Source organism: Bradyrhizobium sp. NBAIM14, from assembly GCF_020193895.1.
In the GTDB taxonomy this organism is placed as follows: domain Bacteria; phylum Pseudomonadota; class Alphaproteobacteria; order Rhizobiales; family Xanthobacteraceae; genus Bradyrhizobium; species Bradyrhizobium yuanmingense.
Window position 1 is genome coordinate 1 of the sequence record NZ_JADYVQ010000101.1, and the last position, 421, is coordinate 421.

General features: G+C 35.2%; 1 rRNA gene. It reads left to right on the forward strand.

The window, feature by feature from the left end:
* Window positions 1-255: 255 nt before the first annotated feature.
* Window positions 256-421: ribosomal RNA gene (locus I6F28_RS37190) — 23S ribosomal RNA — on the forward strand; the annotation flags it as partial.

Genomic DNA, 421 nt, shown 5'->3' on the forward strand with positions numbered 1-421 from the left:
GTATAGATTTTACCAAGCAAAACGGAGTGAATAAAGAGTTTTAAATAAGCTTGAATTCATAAGAAATAATCGCTAGTGTTCGAAAGAACACTCACAAGATTAATAACGCGTTTAAATCTGTTTATAAAAGAAAACGTTTAGCAGACAATGAGTTAAATTATTTTAAAGCAGAGTTTACTTATGTAAATGAGCATTTAAAATAATGAAAACGAAGCCGTATGTGAGCGTTTGACTTATAAAAATGGTGGAAACATAGATTAAGTTATTAAGGGCGCACGGTGGATGCCTTGGCACTAGAAGCCGATGAAGGACGTTACTAACGACGATATGCTTTGGGGAGCTGTAAGTAAGCTTTGATCCAGAGATTTCCGAATGGGGAAACCCAGCATGAGTTATGTCATGTTATCGATATGTGAATACA